Below are 14,731 nucleotides of genomic sequence, written 5' to 3' on the forward strand. Positions count from 1 at the left end.
CCAACTTGGAGAGGTGCATTCCATTGAACATGAAACCCGAACAATTACAACGTAAGCTAAGCGAGCTTGAAGAAAAGCTTAAACATACGTCCGAGCCTTCCTACCTATTCCGAACCGGTGATCCCGTTCGGGTCGGCAATCTTCAAGAGGCTGTCGTTGCAGAGGTATTACATGACGGCAAAATCTATCTCATTGACTATACGCACATCGATAAGAACTACGGAAACCCTATTCGCCATGAACATGTGAAAAATTACTACAGTTGGCTGGATGTCCGGAAACCACGCGAAGAAACGCCGGAGACCCTGATCAACAATACCGATATGAACGTACGTTTTGCCTATCGCATGCTATCCGAATTACTGAATCGCGTCTATAATTTCGGCGTGAACTTTGACCCTGATTATCAACGTGATTACGTATGGGAACAACAGGACAAGATTCAACTTATTGAGTCGATCTATAATAACGTGGACATCGGTAAATTTGCGCTGATCCAACACGATACCAAGACATGGGTACGGACCGGTATGGGCTACGAGATTGTAGACGGCAAGCAACGTTTGTTAGCCTTGAAGGAATTCTACGAGGATCGCTTTGCTTGGAAAGGGAAGAAGTTCAGTGATTTAACGTCGCGCGAGCAGAACCACTTCATGAACTATCCTATCATTTTCGCGGAAGTGAAAGACCTGACACGCGAACAGATCCTGCGCTACTTCATCATGCTGAACACATCTGGGAAAGTGATGGATGCTGAGCATCTGGATCGCATAAAGGCAGAACTAAATACCCTAGCAAGATAGCAAGGAATATATGCCTTCATACACAGGACAAACAGCACCCGGCCCGGCAGCGGCAAGGGTGCTGTTGTGTTCTGTGGTCATCTCCTAAATAAAGCTCATACGCATTTGCCCGTGCCCGCTTGCGGCGAATACATCAGCATAAGCACCATTCACGAAGGTCATCTGAGGAGGGACATGGCCGCAGTCGATATCATAGATGACGGGGATGCCGAGCTCATCAAATACGGCATGTAATGCATCCTGCATTCCGAAATCCCCTGTATCCCTATAATTGTTCGGTCTGCCGAACAAGATGCCCTTCGCATGCTCGAACCAACCGCATTCTTTCATCTGCCATAGGCTTCGATACATGCCCGCGGCATCGAAGTCGCAGCTTTCTAAATACCACAAAATCCCCGAATCATGGCAATACTTCTCCGAGAATTCAGCAACAGGCGCATAACGCGTGCCGACTAGTATCGATAAGGTATCCAGACATCCACCCAGAAGGCGCCCTGATACCTTCGCTTCAGCCGTAGGATTCTGCTCCTGTCCAAGGATCTTCCACTTCGTGGGGGTATCCAATTGCAGACCAGGAAGGTCGAAGTTCCAGGCGGATTGATAAAAGGTCGAAGTTTGTTGTTCCACGGTTTGATGCGGTTCCGTGCGAAGCACATCAAGCCATCTTGCCGATGTCTCATCCAACGGATTAGACCGAAGATCGATATAATTGGGGCCGTGTGCCGTAGCATGCCCGGTAAGCAGAGTGTATACCAACGTAAATGTACTGATATCCGAATATCCTAACACCCATTTAGGCTGCTGCTCCTTTAACATCTCCCAATCGAGTAAAGGCAAGATATCCATTAAGAACTCCCCACCCCATGGCGGGATGATCGCATGGATGTCCGGCCGCACAAGGAATTGCTGCAATTCCTCCGCTCTTTGCGTGCGCGGAGCGCTCACGCATTTGAAATTCTTCCAGATTGTTTCCCCTTCAACCACGTGGAATCCTGCCCGTTCCATGGACTGCCTTGCCTCGTGAAGCATAGAGTGCAATGATGGCTCAACACCGCTCGATGGAGCCGTAATTCCTATAACGTCTCCCGGTTGTAGCGCCTTCGGATATTGGATTTGTCTAGACATCGAATCTCCCCATTTCCATGTAAATGATATGTATTACGCCCATTTTAACATAAATGTGATTCGCTGAAAGCTATGCTACAATCATCATATAATATCGTTTTGAATAAGGAGAGCCTATGGATCTGGATCAACTATATACAACGTATCAACCGATGCTTCAATCCATCGCCTATCGCATGCTCGGCTCCATCTCCGAGTCCGAAGATGTGGTACACGATGTATTCCTGGAGTTTGTTCAATCCCAACGCGAGCATGTACAGAACGAGAAAGGCTATTTGATTCGTTCGGTCACCAACCGATGCATCAATTTGCTGAAATCGGCACGCAAACGGCGTGAGCTCTATGTCGGACCCTGGCTGCCAGAGCCCCAAGTCACCGATATTCATCAAACCCCGGACCAACTGCTCGAAATGAGAGAATCCGTCTCGTATGCGCTTCTCGTCTTGATGGAACAGCTATCTCCACTGGAACGGGCCGTTTTCATTCTCAAAGATACGCTGGGCTACAGCCATGAGGATATTGCCGACATTCTTCAGAAAACAACGGTGAGCTGTCGCAAAATCTACAGTCGCACGAAGCAAAAGCTGCAACCGGAGCTTACCCATGCAGAGGAACAAGCCGAGTTAGCAGAACAGTTATCAGCAAGCTTTATCGCGGCCACGCAATCCGGGGATTTTCTCTCTTTTATCGAACATATTACGGAAAATGCCGTTCTTCTTACGGATGGCGGGGGTCGCGTACGCGCTGCAATCAATCCGATTTATGGCAAAGCCCGTATTCTGGCTTTCTTGGAAGGCATCTATGCCAAAGGTTCCTATGCCGGAACGAAGAAGCTTATATCTGTCAATGGACAGCAAGGCGCATGGATTGTCACGAAAGATCAAATACTTACAATCGTATGCTTCCAATTCGATCCACAGCTTCATAAAGCCCAGCATATTTATTTCATGAAGAACCCCGATAAATTAACACATGTTCTTCAATCGCAGGTATAAAATACATCCGTATATAAACCTGAATAACAATTTTTCGCAATTTTCGCATCTGACTCCGAATGACGTCACATTCTCATCCCCTATGTTGTCTATAAGAATAAGAAGCCTAACAAGCGCTTACTCTAAAGAATACACTGGAGGAATTCATATGGAACAACGCATGCAAATGGCAGCAATCAACCCGGAAGGGTACCGGGCGATGTCCGGTCTCGAACAATACGTGGCAGCATCAACGCTAGATAAGAAATTGCTGGAATTGATTAAAATTCGGGCATCCCAAATCAACGGCTGTGCCTTCTGTCTCGATATGCATACCAAAGACGCACGCAAGATCGGCGAGACCGAACAACGCATCTACACGCTTCCTGCATGGCGGGAGACACCCTATTTCACGCCGGAGGAACGAAGTGTTCTAGCGCTAACCGAGTCCGTTACCCTCGTAACGGAAGGCCATGTGCCTGACGACGTGTATGATGAAGCAGCACGCTACTTTGAACCAAAGCAATTGGCGGATATCATCATGGCGATTATTACGATCAATGCATGGAACCGGATCGCTATTTCTACACGCATGATGCCCAAGTAAAGCCTGAATTAAGCGCGTACAACAAAAAGCACCTATGAGAGCGGCAAGGATGTCATGCCTTCTTATAGGTGCTCTTTTCTAATATTCCAAGGTTTAAGCGTTCAACCAGACGGTCTTTTGCGCGAAAGGCACGCGACTGCTCTTCGGTGTATCCATATCCGGATAACCCACATAGACGAACCCTACGAGATGTTCTCGCGCCTCTAGTTGAAATGCTGCCCTCATTTTGGGATGATACGTGGGATCGCCTGTCCGCCATACCGCACCTAGCCCAAGCGAATGGGCTGTTAATAACATATTCTGTACCGCGGCATGCGCTGCTGCGAATTCTTCGATCTCAGAAATTTGAGGCCCGGAGGACGGTGTGACGGCTACCGCGATAATGACAGGAGAACGGAATGCCTTCTTCTCATGCGTACTGCGCTGCTGCGCCTCTTCTTCTGTTGATAATCCTGTGACACCATCCAAGGCTATATCTGCATATGCGCGCCCGAGCACGCCGCGGCCTTCACCCTCCATAACAAAAAACTTCCATGGTTCCGTATGCCGATGATTCGGCGCCCAAGTCGCAGCCTCCAGCATCTTCTCAATATCTTCCCTGGATACGGGGTCTGACTTGACTTTACCGATACTGCGGCGTGTCGCAATGGCTGTATGTATATCCATATTTCATCTACTCCTTCCTTATCGTTAAGTATTAGATGATTTTATCATACAGATCTGCGAATTGACGAACGGTACTTGACGCTTGGACGAGAATAGGATATATTTGGTGAAAATAACGGAATTACCCTACACTCGCGATGGAAGCACCTCGTGAGAATCGCTGTATTTCAGCCATTCTCGCAGGTGCTTTTTTGCATGTCTGGGTAATTCATGAAAGGAGTTCATCATGAAAAAAATATGCTTCACAGTAATCGGGGTCCTAACCCTTGCCTTCATGCTCGCAGTCCCGAACGCCGCTTGGGCAGGATCGTACACCCTATCCGTCTCCGCGCAATCCTCCCTCGACAAAACGATTGCCGCCGCCGACAAAGCGCAAGCAGACCGAATCAAGGATTTCTATCGCACGCTGCTCGCCAATTTAAGTCAAGAGGACCAATGGAATACTCAAATCCTGACACTGCATACAAAGAATGAAGAGGCCCTCTCCCAATTGTGTAAGCAAATCCAGCAGATCGGCGCGTCTGAACGAACACGGTTAGAACTGCAAGTCACCCAGACCAAAGAGAAGTACAAGCCCTTATTCGCATCGTATACCGCGTTGAACCAACGTATACAAGCCGTCAAACCCTTGAAGAGTAAAGAGCTTAACGCCTTGCTTCAAATTCAGGCGGACAGTATGAAAGCTGCGCTACAAATGGCACGGCTTGATATTCAGACGAAAGAACGCGCCTTGAAGACATTCAAAACGAAAACCGCAGATACCATCAAGAGGATCCGAGGTATCCTCGCCGATATCGAACCGATTAAAGTACAAATCCGTGCCGAGAAGACCATGATCAGTTCGGTGAAAAAGCAAATTTCAATGGCCTCGAAGAACCTGACCGATGCGATGAAGAAGAACGATGCCACACGTACGGGAGATGCCCTCTCTTCACTCAGCTCAATAATTAGAGAGATAACCGTCCATCAACAGAAGACCTATACATTAGAACAGAAAATAGCCAATGTGCTCACGAAAGCCAAATCCCAGTTTTCAGCAACCTAACCTGAAGAGGCAGTCTATGCAGAATTTCTGCACAGACTGCCCCCTTATTCATGAATATCAAAATGTATTGTCTATTGCTCTACTTTCATTCGACGTTCAATGACTTTATGAATAAAAATGGAACGGAATTCAAATGCAAGCCCTAAAACAAGCATCACGCCCATAACGCCCAACATGGAGATTTGAGCTACAGTTCCACTTGTCGAGGTTAGCACGGTACCAATATACCCTTCTAACAACGCGAACGTAAAAAATGAAATCGCGATGATCATATTCCGTTTCCGTTTTTCTTTTAAGACTTCCGTTGTTTTCGTATTCAAGACTTTTGTACCCATCGTATAGGCCCCCTCATAATATCCTAAAACCGATTCCTCCTGCCCTTGGAGTATCGTCCAAGGATTGAAAGCGTTTGCCGTATGTCTATTTAATCACAATTCTGTCACATTGGCAATATAATCCTTCAATATTTAGACACAGATTGATCATACAATATTCATATTCTATCCTATGCCGTTCCATTCCATCAGGATTCCTTCATCTATAACATGAGAAATAGCCTATTTTACGTTCTGGTTGACATTCATCAACATATTATATACAATTCAATTGTACACAATACAATTATACAAAACTAAAATAATGAAAAGAGGAATTACAATGAGCGCATTATATACAGCAACCGTAAAAGCCATTGGAGGACGTACAGGAAGAATTATTTCTTCCGATCAAGTGTTGGATTTAAATATTAAAATGCCAAAAGCGCTAGGCGGTCCTGGTGGAGAAGGCACCAATCCAGAGCAATTATTCGCAGCAGGTTATGCGGCATGCTTTGACAGTGCTCTGAATTTGGTTATTCGTACGAAGAAGATAACCGATGTCACAGGCACTGAAGTGACTGCGAATGTTTCGATCCTACAAGATACCGATAAAGGCTTTAAATTAGCTGTCGTATTAGATATTCTCGTTACAGGCGTTGAATCGTCCGTTGTGAAGGAATTGGTGGAAGCCGCTCACCAAGTATGCCCATACTCCAAAGCGACAAGAGGCAACATCGAAGTCATTCTGAACATTGTAGACTAATTCAGATTCCACGTGCAGGAAAATGATTTCGTGGGAATAGCTCTAGCGCATTAGCGCTTTGGCTATTCCCATTTCAGAAGCATGTATGAATCCGGGGTCGGAAGATTACTCTAAGCGTTGGAGGTGATCATCATGTCAGGAAGAAACAGCAAGCCTAAGAACACAGGGCCCGCAGCGTCGCCATCACGGTTAGATCAATTCGGGGATAAGTTAGCAGACGGCAATGCCGATCAGCAAATTACGGCCAATCGCAAGAAGTAAGGGCGAACGCATAGATGTCTCTACATCTATGCGTTTTCTTGTATTCAAACGCCCCATTTAAATTAAATTGCGTCTTTTTTGAAACCAAATCCAGAATGTTTCGTATTATAATTATTAAATAATCTAAAGAAATGTAAAGTGAGGATCATATATGGACCCGAAAAAATTTATTATAGTTAGCTTCATGGCATTTGTAATCGCTTGCAGCGGTAATGTCTGGACTCATCCAACAAGTGCAGCAGCAGGTGCTTATGACAATCTAACCTCTGGTGGTACGACTACAAACCCCGATGACTTCCTCCAAGCTCTAGGCGTGGAGAACGATGAGGAAATTTACGATGCATTGTATAGCGGCAAATCCTTGGCGGAAATTGCTAACGATAATGAAAAAGAAGTTCAGCATATCATTGATCTACAAGTATCCCAACTTAAGCACCAGTTAGATGAACGATTGCTGCGTGGTACGTTATCGCTGTCAGATTATCAGGCGCAGGTCTCCGAACTGACGGAAATGATTACACAGAGTGTGCACGGTCAGCTTCTTCAATAAACAACAAACAAGAGCTCGCCCCCTCGGGGACGAGCTCTTCTTCATTGTCAGACGCCAAAACAGTAATTAGTAACAATTGCCATCCACATCGCACTGTAAACCAGGGATGATCGTGAAGTTATCTTTCTGAAGCTCTTCACCCAGCACTTTCTCAAAGGCTGCACGATCCGCAACCCCTTGCATACGCTGACCGCCAATCACAAAGGTAGGTACAGCCGTAATGTTCGCTTCTCTGTAGGCATGCTGCAATGCATCCTGCTGAGCTGCTTTATACTTCCCGCTCTCAAGCGCTGCACGGAATCCGGGCTCATCCAAGCCTACCTCGCCAGCCAATTTCGTTAATACTTCAACATCGCCAATGTTCTGCTCCTCTTGATAGAACGCGGCGAATACTCGACTGACATATTCATTCCCTTTGCCTTGCTCTTTTGCGAAATGAAAACCTTCGAATGCTAGTCCTGTATAGGGATGCGGCGAAACATGCGGCAGCTTCATATCGACACCCCACTTCTGTGCCATCGGAGAAATGTAGGAATTCCAGCCTTGCAGCTTATCCGGCTCATTCCAAGGGTCAATCTGCGGTGCAGGACTTGGGCGCAATTCGAATGGCATCCATTCGATTTCTACGTCTTTGCCTTGAATCGCTTCTTCGAACGGTGTTTTTGCTAAATAACAGAACGGACATACAAAATCCGAATATACTTTCACTTTTACAGTCATATTATATTCCTCCTTCGAAGACATTTGTCTTCACCTGTAACTATTATAGTTACAAATGAATATCATGTCAATCCTCGTCCTTAAAATGTAAGAAAGAGCTGCCCGATTCATGCGAGCAGCTCCTATAAGTTAACGTTGGAAATGATACGGCACGGTTGCAATAACAACATCTTTACGAGCATAAAGGATAGCACGAATCATTAGACTCGTCTGATTATGCAATATATTTTGCCACCAGTGCTTTGTAATGAATTGTGGAATCAGGATTGTCAAATGATCGGTTTCATGTGTCTTCCACTCCACGGTCTCAATGAACTTGATTAATGGACGCGTAATACTCCGATAGCTTGAACGAAGGACGATCAATCGGACCCCAGGGTTCCACTCTTCCCATTTCTTCTCCATCCGCTCAATATCTTCATCATCAAACCCTACATAGACGGCAATCACATTATCCGTAAGTGATTTAGCATAACTTAAGGAGTGCATGACCACGCGTGTCACCCCAGCCACCGGCACAATAATGGTACTGCTCTTTGTCTCCGGCTTCTCGTCTTGCAGGTTAATGCGCAATTCGCAAGCGGTATTTTCATAATGCTTATGGATTTGGTAGAACGTCAAGATCACGATCGGCAGGAAGATAAAAACCATCCAGACATGGCTAAACTTCGTGATAATAAAAATCATGGTAATCGTTAGTGTCGTTAACATCCCTATGGTATTAATAATTAACTTGGTTACCCACCCTGCTGGTTTGAGCTTGATCCAACGGATCATCATTCCCAGTTGCGACAACGTAAAGGGAATAAATACGCCTACCGCATAAAGCGGAATTAGATTTTCCGTATTTCCATGGAATGCAATAACCAATATAGCGGATAGAACACCCAGATTAATGATCCCATTCGAGAATCCTAGTCGGTCGCCGCGAGCCATGAACATCCTTGGCATGAATTTATCTTTGGCTAACATATAAGCAAGTAACGGAAATGCGGAGTAAGCCGTATTGGCGGCTAAGAATAAGATAAGTGCTGTAATTCCTTGAATCATATAATAAATCGTTCCCCGGCCAAACACAGAATTGGCAATTTGCGATACGACGGTCTCCTTCTCACTTGGCATAATCCCATACCAATAAGCGAGCAAGCTGATTCCAGTGAACATACAGCCTAGAATAACACCCATCATAACCAGCGTTGCTGCAGCATTTTTTTCTGACGGCTGCTTGAAGTTTGGTATCGCATTGGATACGGCTTCGACCCCTGTAAGCGCGGAACAACCTGAGCTAAAGGCTTTTAGCAATAAGAACAAACTAATATTCGAGACAGTTGAACCTAGTTCAGGAATTGCTGCATGGGCACCGCCCATTAAATATTTGATCACACCAGATATAATTAATACGAAAATGGCAACAACAAATAGATAAATTGGTATGGCTAATACGGAAGCCGATTCTGTAACGCCCCGCAGATTCATTAACGTCAGGAACACGATCATGATCAATGCAATGAGTACCCGATGATCATGAAGCGAAGGAAATGCGGATGTAATCGCATCTGTTCCTGCGGAAGAACTTACGGCTACAGTCAGAATGTAGTCAACGAGCAGCGATCCTCCCGCCAAAAGCCCTGTGGATACCCCTAGATTATCCTTTGCGACCACATACGCCCCACCGCCGGCTGGATAAGAATAGATCGTCTGACGATACGACAGAATCAAAATCAACAAGAGCCCTAACACTGCAACAGAGATCGGAATGGAGTACCAGACGGCAGCGAACCCCGCGGCCATAAGCACAATCAAGATTTGTTCAGTACCGTAGGCAACGGATGACAATGCATCTGATGATAGTACGGCAAGTGCCTTCAGCTTCGAGAGCTTTTCCCCTTCAATTTCCGCGCTTTTCATTGGACGTCCAATTAAGACTCGTTTTACCTTACTGACCATTGTTGACTTCCCCTTTGTTCATTCACCTTAGCCAATTATCGAATTCGATCGTATTTACATGTTGCCCTGTTTCGCAAGATACGGAGAAAGTACATATTCCCATCAACTCTTGGAAAAAAGAACATAAAAAAGCCGCAGGAAAGGAAGACCTTCCCGCAGCTTAATCACGCCAAATCGACGTAGTAGCTTACGACAATTTCCTCTTTCGAACGCTTACGAGGTTAGCTGACGGATTCGGGCACGAAAGTAGCCCTACACTTATACAAGTGATTCACCCCTGAGAAAGATCTGTTAAGACCTTGCTCTACTGGTTCCCCCGTTTCCGGTAGTCGAATTCAGCGCTTATCGGATGATGCTATATTAATTACGAATTGAATCTTACTATGAACGCTAGGGACTGTAAAGGAAATCCGAAGCTTAAATTAGTCATTCTATGAGGTACAGTGAACTTGTAAGCGATAACAATTACACTACGCGACTCGTATCTAACTTTCTTACGCATTTGCTTCGTTTTAAGACAATTTGGCCATATCTGGCTATTCTGAACCTTCCGTTTGTTACCCGTGTGTTTCTTGCTAAATTACGCTATAATAAAGAAAGTGAGGTGAATAAGAATGAATCAGCCAGCATTATGCCCCAGATTTGAGAAAGCCGTCGAAATTTTAAGCAAACGTTGGGTATCCTTTATTGTTTTTCAGCTATTATCCGGTCCTAGACGATTTAGTGAGATTGAAAATTCTTTGCCGAATATTAGTGGAAGATTGCTATCCGAGCGGTTAAAAGAGCTAGAAAGCGATGGCATTGTAAATAGAGAAGTTTACCCCGAAACACCGGTACGGATCGAATATTCTTTAACCGAGATGGGGTTAGCTTTGGCGCCGATATTTGGGGAAATCAGCAAATGGTCCTCCGATTGGATTCAAATCCCCACTACGAACGAAACTGTAGAAGAGAAGGCCTGAGCGTCTTCAACATATAAGAGGAGCTGATCATTCTTCCGAATGGACAGCTCCTTTTTTTTGCACATATTCGAGGTTGAGGATGCATAACGAGGTTCATGAATAGACACAATAGCTCATGGTATAACATAAGTTCATACTGAAGGAGGTTGTCCATGTGCTTGATCAATTAGAAAGTAATTATAATTGCGCCAATGCCGGTGCTGATCTGCATCAGTTGAAGCAAGAGCTAGAGAAGTTGATATCCGACGGCGGATCGGAACATTCCCTTGAAGCGACAGAACTCAAAAACCGAATCGAGAACCAAATCCACTTCATTCAAACCAAATGTGACATTCACTAATTTGCAGTGTATATCTATGCCAAGCCGACCCTCCGGTCGGTTTTTTCGTCTTCTCCCTCCTCTCCCGATGGTATACCGAGCTACCCGATGTTGCATAAGCCCGGTATAATGAAAGAAAGAATCGATGTAGGAGGCGTTAGGAACTTTGAGCAACGAGACGAACCATCATGATGAGCGGCGTTGCCCCTTATGCGGCGAGATCAATCAATGCGGGGCTGAGAGTGGGGATTGCTGGTGCTTTCATTCGAAGGTGCCCATGGCATTGAGAGAGCAAATTCCGACCGAGTTACGAGGGAAATCCTGTATTTGCCGTAAATGCGTTGAAGACTTCAAGGCACAGGAATCATAATTATGCTTTCTTATGCAGCAAAGGCATCCCTTGGGGATGCCTTTTGTTGTCTAGCTGGAGTTCTTCTTGGAGAACGTAGAGGTAAAAGCTTGTCTGACGACGAGTTTTGGCTTTTTCCCCTGTCCACCGTTTTTTCTAATAAAAAGGGGGGAAACAAGATGTTTGAGGAAGAGGAAGACAACTTTTACCCGCAGTGAGACAAGAATTCGAGGCTCCGTCCACAACAACAGAGCATCCTCACGGATGCCCTGTGCTGCACTTTTCACTCACTTGATATGCTGTAAATACGGTGTCAAATCCACATTCAAACGCTCAGCCAGCCTTTTCCCTAAATCGGCATCCGCACGATAGAAATTGCAAATCGCTAACAACTTCGACTGTTCCGTCACGGACGATAAATCTCCGGATAGATTTTTCACAAACGCTTCTTGTTCGGCTGCCGAATATTTGCGCCACACTTGCCCCGCTTGACCGAAATCATTTTTCTTCTCAATCACTTTACGAAGTGCTTCTCCTTGCACCGGATAAGGTGAATCATCATAAGCAGGATCGACCTGCGGAGTGTGTTGGTGACGATTTGGCTCATAGTTGATCGAATCTGTCTGTTGCTTGACAGGCATCGCCCCGTCGCGTTGATTATTATTAACTTTGGCGAACGGACAATTGATGGGCAATTGCTGATAGTTCGGTCCAATACGGTAACGTTGGGTATCGGAATAAGAGAATAAACGCCCTTGCAGCAACTTATCCTCTGACGGCTCGATGCCGGGCACGACCACACCTGGATTAAATCCTACGGATTCCGTCTCTGCAAATACATTCTCAGGGTTGCGATTCAATGTCATCGTACCTACCAAATGATATGGAATGTCCTCCTCGAACCAATCTTTTGTTGCATCGAGCGGATTGAAATCGAACGAATCCAAGTCCGCAGGATCTAAGATTTGAACATAAAGATCCCATTCCGGGTATTCTTGGCGTTCGATCGCGTCATATAAGTCGCGGCTTGCATGATTGAAATCTACGGCCTGAATCGCGGTAGCTTCTTCAGCCGTTAAATTCTTGACCCCTTGTTTGGGTACCCAACGATACTTAATATATACTTTATTGCCATGTTCATTGATCCACTTAAATGCGTGCACACTGGAACCTCGCATTTGGCGATAGTTCGCTGGAATTCCCTCATCCGAGAACAAATGAACCATCATGTTCGTCGATTCCGGGGTCAATGACATAAAGTCCCAATAGCGGTCTGGATCTTGAATGTTTGTGCGTGGATCCGGCTTCAGACTGTGAACCATGTCCGGGAATTTCATCGCATCGCGAATGAAGAATACCGGCAGGTTGTTCCCCACGAAATCATAATTGCCTTCTTCCGTATAAAATTTCACGGCAAAACCACGCGGATCGCGCAATGTCTCTGGTGAGTGCTGACCATGAATAACTGTCGAAAACCGAACGAATACAGGCGTCTCTTGCCCTTCTTGTTGTAGAAATGCTGCCTTCGTGTACCGTTTCATGCTGTTCGTTACCTTGAATACACCATGGGCGCCTGCCCCGCGGGCATGCACGACGCGTTCGGGTACGCGTTCCCGATCAAAGTGTGCCAATTTCTCGAGGAGCTGATAATCTTCCAACAATGCAGGACCATTCTGCCCTGCTGTTCTGGAACTCTGATTGTTACCGATCGGTACGCCTTGATTCGTAGTTAATTTTGTCATAGTCAAGCCTCCCATAAATATATAAATTAGAATTATTCTAAACTATATTCCATGGATACCAGTATATATGCAGGTGATAATTAAAATCAATACTATTTTATAATAATTCTAAATAATGATAGGATTTTCTGTCCGCATCAGCGAAAAAGCAAGCACGATGTGCTCGCTTTTCATTGTATTAGGCGTATGTAACGATTATTCCTGTTCCAAGATATGATATTTAGCTTCCCAACCAAGTATACGTTTGGCTCTAACATTCGAGAGCAGCGAGATCCTTCCCTCTAATGGAACTCGGATATCTTCGACGTCAGGAAGATGGCGGGCAACAAGCTCGCTTGTAGGGCGATCCGAAGAAGAATCATCCGCGGCCAGATTTAATACCTCAGCACCCAAACCATCCTTTTCGATCGCAAGTTGGCATGCCATTGCGACATCTCTGGCATCAATATAAGACCATAGGATACGTTTGCGTGATTCCGTATCGTCGAAATTGGCCCGGATCGCAGCATAACTCTCGGGAACCAGAATATTTCCTAGTCGAAAACTAACCACCTGCATTCCTGTTCGACGATGAAAAGCAGCTGCTGTCGCTTCATTTACAACTTTGGAGAGCCCATAGCTATCTTCAGGTAATTGCGGATGGTCTTCATCTATTGGCACATAATGAGGATTTATGAATTCCGTTGCGAAGCAAATGCCATACGAAGATTCGCTGGAAGCGATAACAACTTTAGAAATACCCAAGTTAGCTGCAGCTTCTAGGACGTTATATGTACTCATCACATTATTACGGAAGCATACTTCATTCGGGAAAAGATAGGCTTCAGGAATCGCAGCAAAATGTACGATACCTACGGGTACCTTGCGCTCCCCGCCGCTAAAGGGCGATATCGCATTCTGCACTTGACCCAAGTCGTTCAGATCCACAATGATCGTGCGACACACGGGATCACTCGGCGCTTTGATATCCAAATTAATGACTTCATAACCCTGATCCACGAAATGTTTCAAAATCCACTTGCCGGCCTTACCGCTTCCTCCCGTAACAATAATACGCGGTTGACTCATCTTCATGCCTCCTCATCATATATATAGCTCTTGTCGTACTCAAAGACAGTATAACGGAAAAGGAATAATCTACAACCATCTATTTAGATCACGGAACCTCCAAAATTTAAGATAACTGCCGTACCACGCAAAAAAAAGCATACACTTCTCGCGTGCATGCTTCAACTTGAATCCTGTGTATCACACCTACGGGTTGCGACGGCATATGCTAACAAGAACAAAAACGAGATGAAGGCGTTCGGCCTCATCCCGTTTGTCAATGGACGTTCAAACCTTATTGTTTTGCGTGGTTGGGACTCGTATTCACGAGTACTGCAAGTTTTTTCTCGCCTTTTACCATTTCGGATTGACATTGGGGGCATGTCGGCTGAGAAGAAAACGCAAAATTGTCCCTCATCCATCCGTTACACGTTTCATTTGTGCAAGACCAAATCGCTGTAATTTCCTCAGGAATTTCTTCCAGTGGCTTTTTCCGTGAATTGTACATGATCGTCCCTCTTTCTCACCAGTTTT

18 protein-coding genes and 1 riboswitch are annotated in these 14,731 nt (G+C 45.4%); of the genes, 10 read left to right on the plus strand and 8 right to left on the minus strand.

From position 1 onward, the window contains the following. Positions 1-29: 29 nt before the first annotated feature. Positions 30-803 (plus strand): DUF262 domain-containing protein, encoded by a 774-nt coding sequence (locus BVG16_RS18445; RefSeq protein WP_233147100.1) that lies wholly within the window; start codon positions 30-32, stop codon positions 801-803. An 84-nt stretch (positions 804-887) separates the two neighbouring features. On the opposite strand, the gene BVG16_RS18450 is transcribed toward BVG16_RS18445, so the two are convergent. After that, entirely contained in the window at positions 888-1,928 is a 1,041-nt protein-coding gene (locus BVG16_RS18450) for a S66 family peptidase (RefSeq protein ID WP_078500400.1), read from the minus strand. A gap of 116 nt (positions 1,929-2,044) precedes the next feature. On the opposite strand from BVG16_RS18450, the gene sigJ reads away from it, so the two are divergent. Next, on the plus strand, positions 2,045-2,923 hold the full coding sequence (gene sigJ, locus BVG16_RS18455; RefSeq protein ID WP_078500402.1) for an RNA polymerase sigma factor SigJ: 879 nt from the start codon (positions 2,045-2,047) through the stop codon (positions 2,921-2,923). 148 nt (positions 2,924-3,071) lie between these two features. Beyond that, entirely contained in the window at positions 3,072-3,509 is a 438-nt protein-coding gene (locus BVG16_RS18460; RefSeq protein ID WP_078500404.1) for a carboxymuconolactone decarboxylase family protein, read from the plus strand. A gap of 93 nt (positions 3,510-3,602) precedes the next feature. On the opposite strand, the gene BVG16_RS18465 is transcribed toward BVG16_RS18460, so the two are convergent. Further along, positions 3,603-4,175 (minus strand): nitroreductase family protein, encoded by a 573-nt coding sequence (locus BVG16_RS18465; protein WP_078500406.1) that lies wholly within the window; start codon positions 4,173-4,175, stop codon positions 3,603-3,605. Positions 4,176-4,401: 226 nt separating this feature from the next. Here BVG16_RS18465 and BVG16_RS18470 point away from each other — a divergent pair, with 226 nt between their 5' ends. Next, on the plus strand, positions 4,402-5,220 hold the full coding sequence (locus BVG16_RS18470; protein ID WP_078500407.1) for a hypothetical protein: 819 nt from the start codon (positions 4,402-4,404) through the stop codon (positions 5,218-5,220). Positions 5,221-5,291: 71 nt separating this feature from the next. On the opposite strand, the gene BVG16_RS18475 is transcribed toward BVG16_RS18470, so the two are convergent. After that, complete coding sequence (locus tag BVG16_RS18475; RefSeq protein ID WP_078500408.1) at positions 5,292-5,555, minus strand: hypothetical protein; 264 nt, start codon at positions 5,553-5,555, stop codon at positions 5,292-5,294. 322 nt (positions 5,556-5,877) lie between these two features. Between BVG16_RS18475 and BVG16_RS18480 the strand changes: the two genes are divergently transcribed. From BVG16_RS18480 to BVG16_RS18485, 3 genes are all read left to right on the plus strand, one after another. Beyond that, positions 5,878-6,300 (plus strand): organic hydroperoxide resistance protein, encoded by a 423-nt coding sequence (locus BVG16_RS18480; protein ID WP_078500409.1) that lies wholly within the window; start codon positions 5,878-5,880, stop codon positions 6,298-6,300. Positions 6,301-6,432: 132 nt separating this feature from the next. Next, complete coding sequence (locus BVG16_RS33730) at positions 6,433-6,561, plus strand: hypothetical protein (protein WP_269845604.1); 129 nt, start codon at positions 6,433-6,435, stop codon at positions 6,559-6,561. A gap of 151 nt (positions 6,562-6,712) precedes the next feature. After that, positions 6,713-7,111, plus strand: a complete 399-nt coding sequence (locus BVG16_RS18485; RefSeq protein ID WP_078500410.1) for a hypothetical protein — start codon at positions 6,713-6,715, stop codon at positions 7,109-7,111. Between the two features lie 66 nt (positions 7,112-7,177). Here BVG16_RS18485 and BVG16_RS18490 read toward each other — a convergent pair whose 3' ends face one another. After that, positions 7,178-7,831, minus strand: a complete 654-nt coding sequence (locus tag BVG16_RS18490; protein WP_078500411.1) for a DsbA family oxidoreductase — start codon at positions 7,829-7,831, stop codon at positions 7,178-7,180. 129 nt (positions 7,832-7,960) lie between these two features. Then, entirely contained in the window at positions 7,961-9,778 is a 1,818-nt protein-coding gene (locus BVG16_RS18495) for an APC family permease (protein WP_078500412.1), read from the minus strand. Positions 9,779-9,973: 195 nt separating this feature from the next. Further along, a riboswitch (cyclic di-AMP (ydaO/yuaA leader) is annotated at positions 9,974-10,129 on the minus strand. A gap of 263 nt (positions 10,130-10,392) precedes the next feature. Here BVG16_RS18495 and BVG16_RS18500 point away from each other — a divergent pair. The 3 genes from BVG16_RS18500 to BVG16_RS18510 all read left to right on the plus strand — a co-directional run bounded on the left by BVG16_RS18500 (position 10,393) and on the right by BVG16_RS18510 (position 11,429). After that, on the plus strand, positions 10,393-10,740 hold the full coding sequence (locus BVG16_RS18500; RefSeq protein ID WP_078500413.1) for a winged helix-turn-helix transcriptional regulator: 348 nt from the start codon (positions 10,393-10,395) through the stop codon (positions 10,738-10,740). 154 nt (positions 10,741-10,894) lie between these two features. Further along, a complete protein-coding gene (locus BVG16_RS18505) occupies positions 10,895-11,080 on the plus strand; it encodes a DUF2524 domain-containing protein (protein WP_078500414.1) in 186 nt (61 codons plus the stop codon). Between the two features lie 145 nt (positions 11,081-11,225). After that, positions 11,226-11,429 carry a cysteine-rich CWC family protein gene (locus BVG16_RS18510; RefSeq protein ID WP_078500415.1) on the plus strand — a complete coding sequence of 68 codons (204 nt, stop codon included), beginning with the start codon at positions 11,226-11,228 and terminating at the stop codon, positions 11,427-11,429. A gap of 266 nt (positions 11,430-11,695) precedes the next feature. On the opposite strand, the gene BVG16_RS18520 is transcribed toward BVG16_RS18510, so the two are convergent. From BVG16_RS18520 to BVG16_RS18530, 3 genes are all read right to left on the minus strand, one after another. After that, positions 11,696-13,150, minus strand: coding sequence for a catalase (locus BVG16_RS18520; protein ID WP_198957499.1), 1,455 nt, complete (start codon positions 13,148-13,150; stop codon positions 11,696-11,698). A 195-nt stretch (positions 13,151-13,345) separates the two neighbouring features. After that, positions 13,346-14,218, minus strand: coding sequence for an NAD-dependent epimerase/dehydratase family protein (locus tag BVG16_RS18525; protein WP_078500418.1), 873 nt, complete (start codon positions 14,216-14,218; stop codon positions 13,346-13,348). Between the two features lie 274 nt (positions 14,219-14,492). Continuing rightward, positions 14,493-14,705, minus strand: coding sequence for a cold-shock protein (locus BVG16_RS18530; RefSeq protein ID WP_078500419.1), 213 nt, complete (start codon positions 14,703-14,705; stop codon positions 14,493-14,495). Between the last annotated feature and the right edge of the window lie 26 nt (positions 14,706-14,731).

This window comes from Paenibacillus selenitireducens (genome assembly GCF_002021565.1).
GTDB classification, from domain to species: Bacteria; Bacillota; Bacilli; order Paenibacillales; family Paenibacillaceae; genus Paenibacillus_K; species Paenibacillus_K selenitireducens.

Excerpts from the sequence above, each read along its gene's own strand:
- BVG16_RS18445 (WP_233147100.1), top strand. The coding sequence starts at position 30 with ATGAAACCCGAACAATTACAACGTAAGCTAAGCGAGCTTGAAGAAAAG.
- BVG16_RS18450 (WP_078500400.1), bottom strand. The coding sequence starts at position 1,928 with ATGTCTAGACAAATCCAATATCCGAAGGCGCTACAACCGGGAGACGTT.
- sigJ (WP_078500402.1), top strand. The coding sequence starts at position 2,045 with ATGGATCTGGATCAACTATATACAACGTATCAACCGATGCTTCAATCC.
- BVG16_RS18460 (WP_078500404.1), top strand. The coding sequence starts at position 3,072 with ATGGAACAACGCATGCAAATGGCAGCAATCAACCCGGAAGGGTACCGG.
- BVG16_RS18465 (WP_078500406.1), bottom strand. The coding sequence starts at position 4,175 with ATGGATATACATACAGCCATTGCGACACGCCGCAGTATCGGTAAAGTC.
- BVG16_RS18470 (WP_078500407.1), top strand. The coding sequence starts at position 4,402 with ATGAAAAAAATATGCTTCACAGTAATCGGGGTCCTAACCCTTGCCTTC.
- BVG16_RS18475 (WP_078500408.1), bottom strand. The coding sequence starts at position 5,555 with ATGGGTACAAAAGTCTTGAATACGAAAACAACGGAAGTCTTAAAAGAA.
- BVG16_RS18480 (WP_078500409.1), top strand. The coding sequence starts at position 5,878 with ATGAGCGCATTATATACAGCAACCGTAAAAGCCATTGGAGGACGTACA.
- BVG16_RS33730 (WP_269845604.1), top strand. The coding sequence starts at position 6,433 with ATGTCAGGAAGAAACAGCAAGCCTAAGAACACAGGGCCCGCAGCGTCG.
- BVG16_RS18485 (WP_078500410.1), top strand. The coding sequence starts at position 6,713 with ATGGACCCGAAAAAATTTATTATAGTTAGCTTCATGGCATTTGTAATC.
- BVG16_RS18490 (WP_078500411.1), bottom strand. The coding sequence starts at position 7,831 with ATGACTGTAAAAGTGAAAGTATATTCGGATTTTGTATGTCCGTTCTGT.
- BVG16_RS18495 (WP_078500412.1), bottom strand. The coding sequence starts at position 9,778 with ATGGTCAGTAAGGTAAAACGAGTCTTAATTGGACGTCCAATGAAAAGC.
- BVG16_RS18500 (WP_078500413.1), top strand. The coding sequence starts at position 10,393 with ATGAATCAGCCAGCATTATGCCCCAGATTTGAGAAAGCCGTCGAAATT.
- BVG16_RS18520 (WP_198957499.1), bottom strand. The coding sequence starts at position 13,150 with ATGACAAAATTAACTACGAATCAAGGCGTACCGATCGGTAACAATCAG.
- BVG16_RS18525 (WP_078500418.1), bottom strand. The coding sequence starts at position 14,218 with ATGAGTCAACCGCGTATTATTGTTACGGGAGGAAGCGGTAAGGCCGGC.
- BVG16_RS18530 (WP_078500419.1), bottom strand. The coding sequence starts at position 14,705 with ATGTACAATTCACGGAAAAAGCCACTGGAAGAAATTCCTGAGGAAATT.